The following is an 11,989-nucleotide window of genomic DNA, read 5'->3' as shown; positions in this document are numbered from 1 at the left end:
CGCTGCTGTGCGTCGCCGAACCGGGGCCCGTTCGGGGCTACGCAGCCCGTCGGGCTCGGTGGCACGGGCGCGCAGGCACCTAGCCCCGGCCACACCGCATGACGAAAGGGGCCGCCCGGACTCCGGCCGGACAGCCCCACAACAACATTTTCAGCGGCCTTCTGGGTCGGCGGCGCTCGCAGCGCCCTCGTCCACAGCCCCCTGTCCGGCCGGGGAAAGCCGGGCCCTCAGCGCGGCGTTCTCCGCTTCCAGGGCGGCAATTCGCTTCCTTGCGAAGTAGAGCTCCATTACCGCGTCGTGGAACTCCGACACGAGTTCTTCCGGGGTCAGTTGCACCATGGTCTCCGGTCTGGCTTCCGTCTCGGGTCTGGATCGCTCAGGCGGACGCGATACGCGTGACCGTGCCGTTCGAGCCCCGCCACATCAGCGCCCCGCCCGCGGCGTACAGGGCGCCGCCACCTGCCGAGTCGACGTACGTCGGCACCGTCGAGGCGTCCGCGATCTTCACCACGCCCTCGACCAGAAGTCCCGCCGGGGCGCCGGCCGGCTGGACGATGTGGACCTGGGCGCGAGGCGTGGCCGCACGGTCGATCCCGATTCCGATCCGCCCTGTTCCCTTCACCACGAAGTCGTCCAGACCTGCGTTGTTGCGCAGGCAGATCAGGTTGCCGGTGGTCGCGCCGTTGGTCCCGGTCAGGAAGATGCCCTGTGCGGCAGTCCCGGCCGTCTGCAGGTCTATCGACAGAGCGGCAGCGTTCTTGTCCGACCCGTCAGCGCGTCCTCTGTGGGTGATCTTCAGCGTCCCGCGCCCGGTTTCCGTGCCGGACAGGTACATGGCCGAGGTGTCCGGGTTGTCGGAGATGACATTCAGCGCGACCCCGGTGCCGGAAGTGCCGGCCTGATAGAGGGTCGCGACGTGCTCCGTCTCCGAGGTCGTCTTGAAGAACGCGGACAGCCCGGCGGAGTTCGTCGTGAATTTCTCCGCCGACACGGGTCCGTCGAACGTCGTGGGCACGCCGGCCGCCTCCGCGGCGGCATCGGCCGCGCCATCCGTGGCTGCCGATGCCGCGCCGCCCACCGCCACGGTCACCGCACCCGCCGTGAAGCTCCCCAGAAACAGCCTGCGCGCCAGCGGCATTCGCCTACCCACTCTCCGTGTCGTTCCAGCCAGGCCGGGCGCCGCATCTGCGCGGCGAGGCCATGACGGATCCCGGGGTAAGACTCCGGCGCTTTCCTGTTGGTTGTACGCGTGGGCTGTACGCGTTGGCTGTCGTGTTTTCAGGTCAGCCGTCGGCCTGGGCGACACCGATCGGGCAGGACACACCCGTCCCGCCTATCCCGCAATACCCCGCCGGATTCTTGTCGAGGTACTGCTGGTGATACCCCTCCGCCGGATACAGCGGGCGCCCCTCCGCGGGAAGTATCTCCGTCGTGATCGTGCCGTAGCCCGAACCCGTCAGGACCTTCTGGTACGCGGCGCGGGACGACTCTGCGGCGGTCTCCTGCTCCGGAGTGTGGGTGTAGATGGCCGAGCGGTACTGCGTGCCCACGTCGTTGCCCTGGCGGAAGCCCTGGGTGGGGTCGTGGGACTCCCAGAAGACCTTCAGGAGGCGCTCGTACGAGATGAGCGACGGGTCGTAGACGACTCGGACCGCCTCCGTGTGGCCGGTCAGGCCCGAGCAGACCTCCTCGTATGTGGGGTTCTCGGTGACGCCGCCCTGGTAGCCGACCAGCGTCGTCCAGACGCCGGCGGGGAGCTGCCAGAACTTGCGCTCCGCGCCCCAGAAGCAGCCCAGGCCGAAGTCGGCGATCTCCAGGCCCTCGGGGTAGGGGCCGAGGAGCGGGTTGCCGAGGACGGTGTGGCGCTCGGGCACCGAGTAGGCCGGCTCGGGGCGGCCGGGCAGGGCCTGCTCGGGGGTGGGCAGCTGCGGTGAACGGCTGTTCAGGAACATGCGGTCTCCTCGGCGGTGGGTCCGGTCAGTGAACGTACGGGGCCCGTCCGGAATTCCAACCGGGCCGTCAGCGCGGCAGCGTCGCCGGGTTCCCTCCGTTCGCCTCGTATCCCGCGACCGCCAGCGCCCGGTACACCGCGTAGTCCGCCGCCGGGTCCGGCGTCAGCGTCCATGGCAGGGCCCCTACGTGGCCGTCGACATGCACGAGCTGGCTCATCGCCTCGGCCCAGCGCTCGCCGCGTACCAGGAAGAACACCAGGAGATGGCGTACGTGGGCGAGCATCGGGTCGTCCGGGCGGGCCGCGTGCACCGCGTAGAGCGCGCCGTGGACCGCCTTGGTGACGACCTCGCTCTGGTAGAAGCCCTGGACGAGGTTGACCTCCGGCAGATGCTCGAAGACGGCGAAGAGGGGCATCGCCGCGAGCAGCGAACCCTGCGGGGCGCGTGCCGCGGCGGCTTCCGCGAAGGCGTACGCCGTCTCGCGCGAGCCGTGCCACTTCTCGCACCAGTAATGCAGGGCCGCAAGATGCGCGCCCATGTGCGCGGGGGCGCGGTCGAGGATCTTCAGCCAGAGCTTCTCGAACTCGGCTTGTGGATACGCCAGTCCGCGTGCCACGGAGAGCTCGATGATGTACGGGATCGGGTCACCGGGGGAGAGCAGCGCCGCCTCGTCGCAGGCCGACTTCGCCTCCTCCATGATGATCCGGAACTCGTCCGTGCCCGGTGTCGACGTACGCCACGCCTGCTGCACCAGGAACTCCGCGTGCACGGCCGCGCCGCCCGCGTCCTTGGGCTTCTCGGTCCGCCAGACCCGCAGCCACTGTCCGCCGGGGCTCTCGCTGACCCCGCCGGGGCGCTGCTGCAGCTCCAGCGACGCGGCGCCCGCGAAGGCCTGCACGCGCTGCCAGCGCAGCTCGCCGTCTATCTCCGTGCCGGCGAGGAGCTGCGACGCTCCCCGGTAGTCCTGGCTGTGCTGCACCAGGTCCAGGACCTCCAGCAGGTCCGGATCGGGGCCCGGCATACGGATGTCCAGCTCCTCCTGGCGCAGGAAGCCGTAGTTCGCCGGGTCGGCCGCGTCCGGGTCGCCGGGAGCGACCTGCTGGATACCACCGGCACGCCTGCGCATCAAGATCGGCCCGAGGACGAAGCCCATCATGACCAGCGCCATCAGGACCCAGAGAATCTCCATGTCTCAAGCGAACCAGACGGGTCCGACAATTGGCCAACCTGGTCGGCAGTTCCTGTGGAAAACCGTCGCTCGCACCGTCGTGCCGGCACCGCCACCGTCTCCAGCCGTCACGATCCGCGCAAGCGCATTACCCTCGGTGCCCATGAGCGACAGGCACATCAGCCAGCACTTCGAAACCGTGGCGATCCACGCGGGGAACACCGCGGATCCCCTCACCGGCGCGGTCGTCCCGCCGATCTACCAGGTCTCGACCTACAAGCAGGACGGCGTCGGCGGACTGCGCGGCGGCTACGAGTACAGCCGCAGCGCCAATCCGACCAGGACGGCCCTGGAGGAGAACCTCGCCGCCCTGGAGGGCGGTCGCCGCGGCCTCGCGTTCGCGTCCGGACTGGCGGCCGAGGACTGCCTGTTGCGTACGCTGCTCAGCCCCGGCGACCACGTGGTCATCCCCAACGACGCGTACGGCGGCACGTTCCGCCTCTTCGCGAAGGTCGTCTCCCGGTGGGGCGTGGAATGGTCGGTCGCCGACACCAGCGATCCCGCCGCCGTACGGGCCGCCGTCACCCCCAAGACCAAGATCGTCTGGGTGGAGACGCCGTCCAATCCGCTCCTCGGCATCACGGACATCGCCGCGGTCGCCCAGATCGCGCGCGAGGCGGGCGCCAGGCTGGTCGTCGACAACACTTTCGCCAGCCCCTACCTCCAGCAGCCGCTCGCACTCGGCGCCGACCTGGTGGTGCACTCGCTGACCAAGTACATGGGCGGCCACTCCGACGTCGTAGGCGGCGCGCTCGTCGTGAACGACGAGGAACTCGGCGAGGAACTGGCGTATCACCAGAACGCGATGGGCGCGGTCGCGGGCCCCTTCGACTCCTGGCTGGTGCTGCGCGGCATCAAGACGCTCGCCGTACGGATGGACCGGCACAGCGAGAACGCCGCCAAGGTCGCCGAGATGCTCAGCAGGCACGCGCGCGTGACGCGCGTTCTGTACCCGGGCCTCGCGGAGCACCCCGGTCATGAGGTCGCCGCCAAGCAGATGAAGGCGTTCGGCGGCATGGTGTCCTTCCAGGTCGCGGGCGGCGAGGAGGCGGCCGTGGAGGTCTGCAACCGCGCCAAGGTGTTCACCCTGGGCGAGTCCCTGGGCGGCGTCGAGTCCCTGATCGAGCACCCGGGGCGTATGACGCACGCGTCCGCGGCCGGCTCGGCACTCGAGGTGCCCGCCGATCTCGTACGCCTCTCCGTAGGCATCGAAAACGTCGATGACCTCCTTCAGGACCTCGCACAGGCCCTGGGCTGAGCGCAGCTCCTGTCGGCTCGGGCAGGCGGACGTCGCACCGCCTGGCCAGCTCGTCGGGCGCTGTGGCGGCTACCAGCCGGTGAGCGGTGGAGTCACCTCCGACGGCGGCTCCACCCACGGCCGGGCCATCGACGCCCACACCACGAAGGCCACGGCGGCCGCGAACAGCAGCAGCCACAGCAGCCGCCGGGCCGCTTTCTGACGGCGCAGCATGCGGTTGCCGCGCCGTACGACGTCCGCGTGCAGGTTGGGTGGTACAGAGGGCGCCGCGTCCTCCAGGATGCGGCGGACGGCGCCCTCCCTGCGGTCCATCGGGCTCATGACGGCACCACCTTCGCCACGGCCGGGCCCGCCTCACGCTGCGGATGCAGCAGGTTCGCCGTCGCCCGGGCACCGATCGCCCGTACGCGCTCCAGGGGCAGCCCCAGCAGCGCCGCCGTCTGCTCCTCGGCCACGCCCTCGAAGTAGCGCAGCACCAGGACCAGCCGCTCCTGGGGAGTGAGACGGTGCAGTACGCCGCCGGTGTCCGGCCCGCCCCGAAGGTGCAGCCAGCTCAGCGCGCCGTACTGATGCCAGGCCCCGCGCGCGAAGCGCACCGCCAGCTGCTGCCGGGTGCGGTCGTACGGGTCCTCGCCGCGCAGCCGGTCCCAGGAAGCGTACGTATGGGCCAGGGACGCCTTGAGCAGGCGCCGCGCGCGTGGGTTGTCGTGCGGCGACTCCGCCGTCAGGAGTGTGGCCGCATGCAGCAGCCGCCCTGCCGCGCCCGCGACGAATGCCTCGAACTCCCGGGCCCGGCGGGCGCCTTGGGACGCCTGCCGTTCTCGCACCGCGCCTCCCGACTCTGGGAAACCGGACCCCTGGGGCGTACGGCGAGGGAAATCGCGTACAGGGACCCGATCTCATATGAGGCCAGGCACGGCCCCTTGGTCAAGAGGCCGACGCATGCGGGTGCTCAGGAGGGGGCCGTCAGGAGGGCGAGGGCGCCTCTACGGAGGCCCCGTCCACCGCGGCCGCGGCCATCCGGGTGGACAGCGCGACGTTGAAACGCGTGAGGAGGGTGCAGAACGCCTCCCGCTCCTCCGCCGTCCAGTCCTCGGTGAGTTCGGCCATCAACTGCCGCCTGGAGGAACGGACTTCCTCCAGCCGCGAGAGCCCGCGCGGCGACAGCTGGAGCACCACGGCACGCCCGTCCTCCGGGTGCGAGGTGCGCTTGACGAGCCCGGTGTCCACGAGCGGCGCGACCTGACGAGTGACCGTCGACGAGTCGATGCCCATGCTCGCGGCGAGCGCCTTGACGCCCATCGGGCCCTCCTTGTCGAGGCGGTTGAGCAGCAGATATGCGGCGCGGTCCATGGAGTTGCGGACCTGCCCGACCCCGCCGAGCCGGGTCTGTTCTGCACGGCGGGCGAACACCGCCACCTCGTGCTGGAGCGATTCGAGAAGACCGGTTTCACCGACGGTCGTCATGTCCATCGACATTTCTGGTGTTGTGGGCATGGCCGGGGGCTCTATTCATGCGTGGGGCTGGGTTGGTGGACAGAGTACGCGGACGGCGGGCGGGCCGTACCAGCGCTGCGCAAACAGGCGCCGGAGCTTGGTCACAGCCCGTGGGGCGGGGCATGAGCTGCGAGACTGGTGGTCATGAGCTACAGCACGGCTGACTCCTTGCCGACGGTGACCCTCGACGATGTGCGCGGCGCCCAGAAGATGCTCGCGGGCGTGGCACGGGTGACCGCCATGGAGGGCAGCAGGCATCTGTCCGGGCTTGTGGGCGCTCCCGTGCACTTCAAGTGCGAGAACCTGCAGCGGACGGGCTCGTTCAAGCTGCGCGGCGCGTACGTGCGGATAGCTGGACTGCTGCCCGAGGAGCGCGCCGCGGGAGTCGTCGCGGCGAGCGCCGGCAACCACGCCCAAGGCGTGGCCCTCGCCTCCTCGCTCCTCGGAGTGCACTCCACGGTGTTCATGCCGACCGGGGCCCCGCTGCCGAAGGTCGCCGCGACCCGTCACTACGGAGCCGAGGTGCGACTGCACGGCACGGTGGTCGACGAGACGCTGGCCGCCGCACAGGAGTACGCGGCCGAGACGGGCGCGGTGTTCATCCACCCCTTCGACCACCCCGACATCATCGCGGGCCAGGGCACGGTCGGCCTGGAGATCCTCGAGCAGTGCCCCGAGGTGCGCACGATCGTCGTCGGAATCGGCGGCGGCGGTCTCGCCGCGGGCATCGCGATCGCCGTGAAGTCGCTGCGGCCCGACGTACGGATCGTGGGCGTGCAGGCGGCGGGCGCGGCGGCGTACCCGCCCTCGCTGGCGGCGGGGCGCCCGGTTTCCATCGACAACCCGGCGACGATGGCCGACGGCATCAAGGTGGGGCGCCCCGGCGACGTGCCGTTCCGCATCGTCGGCGACCTGGTGGACGAGGTCCGTACGGTCTCCGAGGACGCCCTGTCCAGCGGCCTGCTGCTGTGCCTGGAGCGGGCCAAGCTGGTCGTCGAGCCGGCCGGCGCGAGCCCCGTCGCGGCACTGCTCAGCACGCCCGAGGAGTTCGAAGGGCCGGTCGTGGCGGTACTGTCCGGCGGCAATGTGGACCCGCTGCTGATGCAGCGGATCCTGCGGCACGGCATGGCCGCGGGCGGCCGCTACCTCCAGGTCCGGCTGCGGCTGACGGACCGCCCCGGCGCCCTGGCCACGCTCCTCGGGGTGTTGTCAGTGGTGGACGCTAACGTCCTCGATGTGAGCCACGTACGAACCGACCCGCGGCTCGGGCTCACAGAGGCGGAGGTGGAGCTGCACCTGGAGACCAAGGGGCCGGAGCACTGCGCCGAGGTGGGGCAGGCGCTGCGCAAGGCCGGGTACACGGTCATCGACTGACGTCCGGCGGTCCGCCAGACCGCAGCCCGTCAGTTCGCAGCCGTCGGTCCGAAGCCCGTCAGACCGAAGCCCGTCAGACCGCAGCCCGTCAGACCGGCGGCTGAGGTCATGGCCCTAGTTATCCACAGCCTGGAAAAACCCGTTGAGAGACGCGATACATCGCGTTATGGTGTGTCAGTCGTCACTCATGGCAGAACCAAGTGCGCCATCCCCATCTTTCCGAAGAAACCCCAACGACGTGGAGAAATCACATGCCAGGCGCCATCTACGCCGAAGGCCTCGTGAAGACCTTCGGTGACGTAAGGGCTCTGGACGGCGTCGACTTCGATGTCCCGGAGGGCACCGTGCTGGGCCTGCTCGGGCCGAACGGCGCGGGCAAGACCACCGCGGTCCGCTGCCTGACCACACTGCTGCGCCCCGACCGGGGCAAGGCGATCGTCGCAGGCATCGACGTACTCAAGAACCCCAACGAAGTGCGGCGCTCGATCGGCCTGTCCGGCCAGTTCGCCGCGGTCGACGAGTATCTGACCGGCCGCGAGAACCTCCAGATGGTCGGCCAGCTCTACCAGATGAAGGCGAAGGACGCGAAGGTGCGGGCGGGCGAGCTGCTCGAGCAGTTCAACCTCGCCGACGCCGCCGACCGCCCCGCCAAGACGTACTCCGGCGGCATGCGCCGCCGACTCGACCTCGCGGCGGCGCTCGTCGTCTCGCCACCCGTCATGTTCATGGACGAGCCGACGACCGGCCTCGACCCGCGCAACCGCCAGCAGCTGTGGGAGGTCATCAAACGACTGGTCTCCGGCGGTACGACCCTGCTGCTGACCACCCAGTACCTCGAAGAGGCCGACCACCTCGCCCACGACATCTGCGTCGTGGACCACGGCCGCGTCATCGCCCGCGGCACCTCCGACCAGCTCAAGGCACGGACCGGCGGCGAGCGCGTAGAGGTCGTCGTCCACGAGCGCGAGCACATAGCCACCGCGTCCGAGGTGCTTCGGGGCTTCGGCAAGGGCGAGACGACCGTCGAGGAGCACACGCGCAAGCTGACCGTGCCCGTGACCGGCGGCGCCAAGCTCCTCGCGGAGGTCATCCGCGAGCTCGACACCCGTGGCATCGAGATCGACGACATCGGCCTGCGCCGCCCCACCCTCGACGATGTCTTCCTCTCCCTGACGGGACACCTCGCCGAGGCCAGGGACGAGGAGAACGGCGGGGTGCAGGACGCCAAGGGCCGCAAGACCAAGGCGAAGCAGGAGCCGGTGCAGGACAAGGACGAGGCCAAGAAGGAGGCCACCTCATGAGTGTCGGCAGCGACACCGTGCGCGTCGCACAACCGGGGAGCGCCATCGGCCAGTCCGTGCGGGACTCCCTGGTCGTCGCCCGGCGGAACTTGATTCGCATGGGCCGAATTCCCGAGATGATCATTTTTGGGCTGGTCCAGCCCATCATGTTCGTGGTGCTGTTCACGTATGTCTTCGGCGGCTCGATCAGTGTCGGCGGCTCGCTTTCGTCGCAGGATTACCGCGAGTTCCTGATGGCCGGCATCTTCGCGCAGACCGTCACCTTCGCCACCGCCGGCGCCGGAGCGGGCATCGCCGACGACATGCACAAGGGCCTCATCGATCGCTTCCGATCTCTGCCGATGGCGCGCGGTGCCGTCCTCACCGGGCGCACGCTCGCCGACCTGGTACAGACCGCGCTCACGCTTGTCGTGCTCGCCGTCGTGGCCCTGCTCATCGGCTGGCGTGCCCACGAGGGCATAGGCAAGGTCCTCGCAGGCTTCGGCTTGCTGCTCCTGCTGGGCTATGCGTTCTCGTGGATCGGCGCGCTCATAGGGCTCTCGGTGCGAACCCCGGAGGCTGCCACGTCCGGCGGACTGATCTGGCTGTTCCCGCTGACGTTCATCTCGAACGCCTTCGTCGACTCCAACAATCTTCCGACGTTCTTCCGGCACCTAGCCGAGTGGAACCCGTTCAGCACCACTGTCCAGGCGTGCCGCGAGCTGTTCGGTAACCTGCCGCCCGGGTTCAAGACGCCCGACGCCTGGCCCATGCAGCACCCGGTACTCGCGTCCATTCTGTGGTCGCTGCTGATCCTGTTGCTCTTCCGCACCCTGGCCGTGCGCAAGTACCGCTCGGCGACGGCCTGACGCACGAGGAAGCCCCCGGCCATGAGGAAACCCCCGGCGCGAGGGAGGTCTCGGCCGGGGGCTCAGCTCAGGCTCAGGCTGTGTACGGCTTGGCCTCGAGGATCTTCACCGAGGCGAGCTTGCCGTTCGGCAGTTCGTACTGGGCGTCCTCGCCGACCTTCTTGCCGTTCACGCCGGAGCCCAGCGGGGACTGCGGCGAGTACGTCTCGATGTCCGAGCTCGCGTACTCGCGCGAGGCGAGCAGGAACGTCAGCGTGTCGTCCTCGTCACCGTCGAAGGCGATGGTGACGACCATGCCGGGCGCGACCACACCATCGGCCGCCGGCGCCTCGCCGACCTTCGCGTTCTCAAGGAGCTGGGTCAGCTGGCGCACCCGGAGCTCCTGCTTGCCCTGCTCCTCCTTGGCCGCGTGGTACCCGCCGTTCTCGCGCAGGTCGCCCTCCTCGCGCGCGGCCGCGATCTTGGCGGCGATCTCCGTGCGCGCAGGACCAGACAGGTACTCCAGCTCGGCCTTCAGCTGGTTGTACGCCTCCTGGGTCAGCCAGGTGACGTTCTCGCTGGTCTGGGTCACAGGTGCTCCTCGTCGGTACTGGGAATACAAAGCATCGCCCTACCCAGAAGAATGTTCCTCCAGGGGAGGGCGAAACCACGAGCCTAACAATTCAGCGGGCGAAGGGGGAGGACATAAGCCATCAGAATCACATCAGCGCAGGTCAGCGCGGACGTATTCCAGTGGGCGCGTACGGATCGAGCCACGGCGCAAGCGGTGTGCCGCGAGCCTCGAGTCAGTCGGCGTGGCAGCCGAGCAGTTCCGCCGTGGTGCCCTGGGCCGTCGTACGCAGCGTGACGACCTTGTCGATACGCGTGGCGTTCTGGTCGAAGCGGAAGTCCTTGCGGCCGACCTCGGCGCCGTCCTCGGACTGCGAGCGGATGGTGCAGTAGCCGTCGGCGTCCGCGTCCTTGCGCACCTCCAGATGCACCTTGACCGAGCCGGCGGAGGTGTCGAAGGAGATCACTTCGGCGCTGATCTTGTTGCCGCCCACGTAGTGGTAGGCGAACCAGCCGACGAGGAGGAGGAGAGCGACGCCCAGGACACTTCCGATGATCTTGAGCTTGCGGTCGGCACGCTCGTCCGCGGAGCGGCCGTAGCGGCCCTCGGGAAGCTGCGCACTCGCCGTACTCATGATCGTCCTCTCTGCGGGGCGCAAAAGAGCCGGACCCCGGAATTTTTCGCCCCCGATCTCGGTCACTATAGAAGCCGCCGATCGCGCCCAAACATACGGGGGCGCCGACTGACGAGGATTGCGATCTTGACTGACCAGCTGCGACTGATGGCCGTACACGCCCACCCCGACGACGAGTCGTCGAAAGGCGCGGCCACCATGGCGAAGTACGTGTCCGAGGGGGTGGACGTGCTGGTCGTGACCTGCACGGGCGGGGAGCGCGGCTCCATCCTCAATCCGAAGCTTCAGGGCGACAAGTACGTCGAGGAGCACATCCACGAGGTACGCAAGAAGGAGATGGACGAGGCCCGCGAGATCCTCGGCGTCAAGCAGGAGTGGCTCGGCTTCGTCGACTCGGGGCTGCCCGAGGGCGACCCGCTGCCCCCGCTGCCCGAGGGCTGTTTCGCGTTGGAGGACGTCGACAAGGCGGCGGGCGAACTGGTCCGCAAGATCCGTTCCTTCCGCCCGCAGGTGATCACCACCTACGACGAGAACGGCGGTTATCCGCACCCCGACCACATCATGACCCACAAGATCTCGATGGTGGCGTTCGAGGGGGCGGCGGACACCGAGAAGTACCCGGAGTCGGAGTTCGGCCCGGCCTACCAGCCGCAGAAGCTCTACTACAACCAGGGCTTCAACCGCCCGCGCACCGAGGCGCTGCACAACGCGCTGCTGGAGCGCGGCATGGAGTCCCCCTACGGGGAGTGGCTCAAGCGCTGGGACGAGTTCCAGCGCGACGAGCGGACGCTGACCACGCACGTTCCGTGCGCCGACTTCTACGAGATCCGCGACAAGGCCCTGATCGCACACGCGACGCAGATCGACCCCGACGGGGGCTGGTTCCGCGTCCCGATGGAGATCCAGAAGGAGGTCTGGCCGACGGAGGAGTACGAGCTCGCGAAGTCCCTCGTCGATACGTCCCTCCCCGAGGACGACCTCTTCGCGGGCGTCCGGCAGTACTGAGAGACAATGCCTGACATGAGCGCAAGCGCAAGCCTGGCAATGACGCACCTGGTCCCCCTCGCGGCAGAGGTGGACGAGGACAAGGTGACCCCTGGCGTCCTCGGCTTCATCGTGTTCGCGGTGATGGCCGTGGCGGTGTGGGGGCTTATGAAGTCGATGAACCGGCACATGGGCAAGGTCGACTTCGAGGAGGAGAAGGACCCGAAGGGGGACGCCTCCGAAGCCTCCGACGCCTCCGACAAGAAGGCCGGTTCCGGGGGGAAGGCCTCGCCTGCGAAGGGCTGAGCGCTCAGCGGCTTGAGCTGGAGTGACGGCATGACTTCATGACACCCACTGGGTGTC

The 11,989-nt window shown here is 69.1% G+C and carries 15 protein-coding genes; 6 read left to right on the top strand and 9 right to left on the bottom strand.

Annotated elements, in window-relative coordinates; all coding sequences use genetic code 11:
- Positions 1–150 precede the first annotated feature (150 nt).
- From ACQEVY_RS16605 to ACQEVY_RS16590, 4 genes are all read right to left on the bottom strand, one after another.
- Positions 151–339, bottom strand: coding sequence for a hypothetical protein (locus tag ACQEVY_RS16605; RefSeq protein ID WP_432949168.1), 189 nt, complete (start codon positions 337–339; stop codon positions 151–153).
- Positions 340–376: 37 nt separating this feature from the next.
- Positions 377–1,138, bottom strand: a complete 762-nt coding sequence (locus ACQEVY_RS16600) for a hyaluronoglucosaminidase (protein ID WP_432949166.1) — start codon at positions 1,136–1,138, stop codon at positions 377–379.
- Between the two features lie 145 nt (positions 1,139–1,283).
- Complete coding sequence (gene msrA, locus ACQEVY_RS16595; RefSeq protein ID WP_432949164.1) at positions 1,284–1,952, bottom strand: peptide-methionine (S)-S-oxide reductase MsrA; 669 nt, start codon at positions 1,950–1,952, stop codon at positions 1,284–1,286.
- Between the two features lie 67 nt (positions 1,953–2,019).
- Complete coding sequence (locus ACQEVY_RS16590) at positions 2,020–3,141, bottom strand: hypothetical protein (RefSeq protein ID WP_432949162.1); 1,122 nt, start codon at positions 3,139–3,141, stop codon at positions 2,020–2,022.
- 142 nt (positions 3,142–3,283) lie between these two features.
- Here ACQEVY_RS16590 and ACQEVY_RS16585 point away from each other — a divergent pair, with 142 nt between their 5' ends.
- Positions 3,284–4,438, top strand: a complete 1,155-nt coding sequence (locus tag ACQEVY_RS16585) for a cystathionine gamma-synthase (protein WP_328769033.1) — start codon at positions 3,284–3,286, stop codon at positions 4,436–4,438.
- A 69-nt stretch (positions 4,439–4,507) separates the two neighbouring features.
- Here ACQEVY_RS16585 and ACQEVY_RS16580 read toward each other — a convergent pair whose 3' ends face one another.
- The 3 genes from ACQEVY_RS16580 to ACQEVY_RS16570 all read right to left on the bottom strand — a co-directional run bounded on the left by ACQEVY_RS16580 (position 4,508) and on the right by ACQEVY_RS16570 (position 5,917).
- A complete protein-coding gene (locus tag ACQEVY_RS16580) occupies positions 4,508–4,759 on the bottom strand; it encodes a hypothetical protein (protein WP_432949160.1) in 252 nt (83 codons plus the stop codon).
- Complete coding sequence (locus ACQEVY_RS16575; RefSeq protein WP_432949158.1) at positions 4,756–5,265, bottom strand: sigma factor-like helix-turn-helix DNA-binding protein; 510 nt, start codon at positions 5,263–5,265, stop codon at positions 4,756–4,758. The genes ACQEVY_RS16580 and ACQEVY_RS16575 overlap by 4 nt, the downstream gene beginning before the upstream one ends.
- Positions 5,266–5,404: 139 nt before the next feature.
- Positions 5,405–5,917 (bottom strand): MarR family winged helix-turn-helix transcriptional regulator, encoded by a 513-nt coding sequence (locus ACQEVY_RS16570; RefSeq protein ID WP_432955246.1) that lies wholly within the window; start codon positions 5,915–5,917, stop codon positions 5,405–5,407.
- Positions 5,918–6,079: 162 nt separating this feature from the next.
- Here ACQEVY_RS16570 and ilvA point away from each other — a divergent pair, with 162 nt between their 5' ends.
- The 3 genes from ilvA (at position 6,080) to ACQEVY_RS16555 (ending at position 9,458) form a co-directional block, all read left to right on the top strand.
- The gene (gene ilvA, locus ACQEVY_RS16565) at positions 6,080–7,309 is read left to right on the top strand and encodes a threonine ammonia-lyase (protein ID WP_432949156.1); all 1,230 of its coding nucleotides are present in this window, start codon (positions 6,080–6,082) and stop codon (positions 7,307–7,309) included.
- Positions 7,310–7,560: 251 nt separating this feature from the next.
- On the top strand, positions 7,561–8,610 hold the full coding sequence (locus tag ACQEVY_RS16560) for an ATP-binding cassette domain-containing protein (protein ID WP_432949154.1): 1,050 nt from the start codon (positions 7,561–7,563) through the stop codon (positions 8,608–8,610).
- Positions 8,607–9,458 carry an ABC transporter permease gene (locus ACQEVY_RS16555; protein ID WP_432949152.1) on the top strand — a complete coding sequence of 284 codons (852 nt, stop codon included), beginning with the start codon at positions 8,607–8,609 and terminating at the stop codon, positions 9,456–9,458. The genes ACQEVY_RS16560 and ACQEVY_RS16555 overlap by 4 nt, the downstream gene beginning before the upstream one ends.
- 73 nt (positions 9,459–9,531) lie before the next feature.
- Here ACQEVY_RS16555 and greA read toward each other — a convergent pair whose 3' ends face one another.
- Both greA and ACQEVY_RS16545 read right to left on the bottom strand, forming a co-directional pair.
- The gene (greA, locus tag ACQEVY_RS16550) at positions 9,532–10,029 is read right to left on the bottom strand and encodes a transcription elongation factor GreA (protein ID WP_328769028.1); all 498 of its coding nucleotides are present in this window, start codon (positions 10,027–10,029) and stop codon (positions 9,532–9,534) included.
- A 214-nt stretch (positions 10,030–10,243) separates the two neighbouring features.
- Complete coding sequence (locus ACQEVY_RS16545; protein WP_432949150.1) at positions 10,244–10,642, bottom strand: DUF4307 domain-containing protein; 399 nt, start codon at positions 10,640–10,642, stop codon at positions 10,244–10,246.
- Positions 10,643–10,768: 126 nt separating this feature from the next.
- Here ACQEVY_RS16545 and mca point away from each other — a divergent pair, with 126 nt between their 5' ends.
- Both mca and ACQEVY_RS16535 read left to right on the top strand, forming a co-directional pair.
- Positions 10,769–11,647, top strand: a complete 879-nt coding sequence (gene mca, locus ACQEVY_RS16540) for a mycothiol conjugate amidase Mca (RefSeq protein WP_432949148.1) — start codon at positions 10,769–10,771, stop codon at positions 11,645–11,647.
- A 6-nt stretch (positions 11,648–11,653) separates the two neighbouring features.
- On the top strand, positions 11,654–11,932 hold the full coding sequence (locus ACQEVY_RS16535) for a hypothetical protein (protein ID WP_432949146.1): 279 nt from the start codon (positions 11,654–11,656) through the stop codon (positions 11,930–11,932).
- Positions 11,933–11,989: the final 57 nt, after the last annotated feature.

This window comes from Streptomyces sp. CA-288835 (assembly GCF_050936385.1).
GTDB lineage: Bacteria > Actinomycetota > Actinomycetes > Streptomycetales > Streptomycetaceae > Streptomyces.
Note: the sequence above shows the minus strand (reverse complement) of the source record. Positions and strands in the feature narration are given on the sequence as shown.

Excerpts from the sequence above, each read along its gene's own strand:
- ACQEVY_RS16535 (WP_432949146.1), top strand. The coding sequence starts at position 11,654 with ATGCCTGACATGAGCGCAAGCGCAAGCCTGGCAATGACGCACCTGGTC.
- ACQEVY_RS16545 (WP_432949150.1), bottom strand. The coding sequence starts at position 10,642 with ATGAGTACGGCGAGTGCGCAGCTTCCCGAGGGCCGCTACGGCCGCTCC.
- ACQEVY_RS16560 (WP_432949154.1), top strand. The coding sequence starts at position 7,561 with ATGCCAGGCGCCATCTACGCCGAAGGCCTCGTGAAGACCTTCGGTGAC.
- ACQEVY_RS16585 (WP_328769033.1), top strand. The coding sequence starts at position 3,284 with ATGAGCGACAGGCACATCAGCCAGCACTTCGAAACCGTGGCGATCCAC.
- ACQEVY_RS16600 (WP_432949166.1), bottom strand. The coding sequence starts at position 1,138 with ATGCCGCTGGCGCGCAGGCTGTTTCTGGGGAGCTTCACGGCGGGTGCG.
- ACQEVY_RS16580 (WP_432949160.1), bottom strand. The coding sequence starts at position 4,759 with ATGAGCCCGATGGACCGCAGGGAGGGCGCCGTCCGCCGCATCCTGGAG.
- ACQEVY_RS16605 (WP_432949168.1), bottom strand. The coding sequence starts at position 339 with ATGGTGCAACTGACCCCGGAAGAACTCGTGTCGGAGTTCCACGACGCG.
- ilvA (WP_432949156.1), top strand. The coding sequence starts at position 6,080 with ATGAGCTACAGCACGGCTGACTCCTTGCCGACGGTGACCCTCGACGAT.
- ACQEVY_RS16570 (WP_432955246.1), bottom strand. The coding sequence starts at position 5,917 with ATGTCGATGGACATGACGACCGTCGGTGAAACCGGTCTTCTCGAATCG.
- msrA (WP_432949164.1), bottom strand. The coding sequence starts at position 1,952 with ATGTTCCTGAACAGCCGTTCACCGCAGCTGCCCACCCCCGAGCAGGCC.
- ACQEVY_RS16590 (WP_432949162.1), bottom strand. The coding sequence starts at position 3,141 with ATGGAGATTCTCTGGGTCCTGATGGCGCTGGTCATGATGGGCTTCGTC.
- ACQEVY_RS16555 (WP_432949152.1), top strand. The coding sequence starts at position 8,607 with ATGAGTGTCGGCAGCGACACCGTGCGCGTCGCACAACCGGGGAGCGCC.